The sequence below is a fragment of the Deltaproteobacteria bacterium genome (genome assembly GCA_011773515.1).
Taxonomy (GTDB): domain Bacteria; phylum Desulfobacterota; class Deferrimicrobia; order J040; family J040; genus WVXK01.
Map to the genome: position 1 here is coordinate 1 of WVXK01000027.1, position 2,501 is coordinate 2,501.

At 46.9% G+C, this 2,501-nt stretch carries 2 protein-coding genes and 1 tRNA gene; 1 reads left to right on the forward strand and 2 read right to left on the reverse strand.

All coding sequences use genetic code 11. The features are described from left to right. Positions 1-367: 367 nt before the first annotated feature. Both GTN70_03375 and GTN70_03380 read right to left on the reverse strand, forming a co-directional pair. Positions 368-1,492, reverse strand: a complete 1,125-nt coding sequence (locus GTN70_03375; protein ID NIO16032.1) for a hypothetical protein — start codon at positions 1,490-1,492, stop codon at positions 368-370. 394 nt (positions 1,493-1,886) lie between these two features. Continuing rightward, a tRNA-Val gene (locus GTN70_03380) sits at positions 1,887-1,961 on the reverse strand. Between the two features lie 241 nt (positions 1,962-2,202). On the opposite strand from GTN70_03380, the gene GTN70_03385 reads away from it, so the two are divergent. Then, positions 2,203-2,501, forward strand: a 299-nt coding sequence (locus GTN70_03385; GenBank protein NIO16033.1) for a pyridine nucleotide-disulfide oxidoreductase, incomplete at its 3' end; no start/stop codon positions are given.

Here is a 2,501-nt window from a genome sequence, read left to right on the forward strand (position 1 = left end):
TCAGACCGGAAAAAGTGGGCGATCTTTTCAAGCTCCCCCTCGTCAAATAGGTGGAAAAGGGTTGATTCAGACTTTAATTCCTCGATTATATTCTGGATCTTTTTTTCCACGGAGTTCCCCAATCACGTGAACGGAAAAACAGGGATATCTTACTACGGGAAGACTCGCGTGTCGATTGGCATTTGGTTATTGCCCTGCGGAATGCCTGGCTGCTCAATCGTGTTATTGAGGCCGTTTCCTGTTTCTACTCCTTTCCATCTGCCTCCTGTAGACTATCAATAAAACCAAAGGGCACGGTGAGCCGCAAAGAATCGTCTGAATATTGTGGTATCGGCCGGTGACACGGCAATTGATGTGGAACGATAATCTACGGAGAAAAGACTTTATTCTTCAGGTATGATCCCATTGCATAAATGATGACCCCGATAACGGTCCCAATGCTGTTGCATATAAGATCTGTCAATGAAGACACCCTCATGGGGAGGTAAACCTGGAGCAGCTCGATTGCAAGGCTCAGTCCGGTGCCGGATAAAATTGCAAGGATCCAAAGGGTAGAGGCGGGAAGACGGGTTGAGCGAGAGAGGTAAGCAAGCAAGATGAAACCGAGAGGGATAAATCCCAGGATGTTTATTTTGACGTCCTTATTGAGGAATCGAGTTTTTACCCCCGAAGTCTCAAGGATGCTCTTACGAAATATCCGATACCTTTCGGGAATTATGAGATTTTGTTTTCCGGGAATCCTGGTTTTTGCCACCATTCCCTCGTGTTCCTCGAATAAGTAAAGTTCTGAGGGGCTCTTTTTCCCGGATTTTTCCGGGGAACCATGATCTAACCATGTTTGGTAACTTTCTGATACTTCTTCTTTGCTCAACGCCCGGTGATAGATTGCGAGGCCGAAAATAGTTCCCACCCAGGGATTTTTCCCCGTCAAAGCGGAGCCAAGGATAAAATCTGGAGATAGCCTCCGGTTTTCTTCAAAGAGTTTAAAGCCCCGGACAGATCTCTTTCGGTCCCCTCCTATAAAAACAACTGTTCTTTTTTTGTTTCCCGTTACCGCAACGAGGCTCCTTTTCCCCTCAAAAAGAACGTTGCCGACCCCTAGTTTCAGAAATAGGTTATTTTTACTATTTTTCACATCTATGTTTCGGATGACAACGATGTGTGTCTTCCATTGGGCCAGGGTAAAGTATTCGGCCCCATCAGAGTCGAAAAACGTGATGATATGGCTCAAATTACCATTGGTATCTTCATCGGGCTCCAGCAAGATTTCGATGGTGATTTCATCGGTGTCGATTAAGGGTGTTTTTTCGGTTGTAAGGAAACTGGCGCTGTAGGCGATTCCCCTTCCGTAAAAATGTATCCCGTTTCCCTCCTCTATCCATTGAACCCTGTTTTTCAGGTGGAAATTGAACGGCCAGAGTCCGGCCAGTAAAATGGCGATAATGATGAAAATGCAGATTGTCCCGAGCAGGATATTAGAGATTTTGTTCAATATTTTTTCACTAGTTGTTGTTTAATTACTCGCGGTATCGACTGATATTATTGTTATCGCTCATAGACGAAGTCCGTTCAAGAAAAAATCCAAATGTGATCTTATTTTATGGGAGCTCCAGATTTTCTGGCTCGTTGCCTCACGATCGAATATATCACTTTTGCAGAGGCGGGATTTATTCCCGGCTCGCTGTTTTGGTAGGGCATAAACCCCTGAACTGTATCGCATTTTTGCAACTATTTCCTGCTTTATGTTTGAATTTTCGGCTATGTGAATTTGGGCCCGCCAGACATTTAACCGGCATTTCCGCTCTTTAAACTTCTGATGCTCTTGTTTTTTAACTCGAAACTCGGGACCCTGGACTCGGGACTGACAGTGCTTCTGGATATGAAGTTGGTGGGCGCTACAGGATTTGAACCTGTGACTTCTACCGTGTGAAGGTAGCACTCTACCACTGAGTTAAGCGCCCACCTGCCTGAATGGATGCACTCTATTGTATCCTAAAATCCCGCTCAGGCAAGGTGTTTTTGCTCTAGCTCCCCCCCGTGCGGGAGGACGCGCTCATCGACCGTGCAAGCCAAGCGGCAAGCCAGGGCGCCTGTCGATGATCTCGTTTTTGCAAGTAGGCGGTCCCCCCTCCCGGCTGTAATCCCATGAGCCTCTCGTAACCTATTGATAAGTCTATAGATATATGCAGGACAGAAAAATCGATGCGGGTGGAACGGCTTTTGCCCGGAACGATAAAAAAATCAGTGAGGAGGCTCGACCCGGAAGCCGAAATTACGATCATCGAGAAAAACGACCTCTTTTCCTATGCCGGGTGCGGCATTCCCTATTACCTTTCCGGCCAGGTCAGCGATTTCAGAGAACTGATGAGCACTCCCGCGGGTGTGGTCAGGGACGTGCAATTTTTCAAAAATGTGAAAAACGTAAAGGTGGAAGCCAGGACCTTCGCGGAGGAGATCGACAGGGAGCAGAAGGTGGTCAAGGCCGTGAAACTCGAGACGGG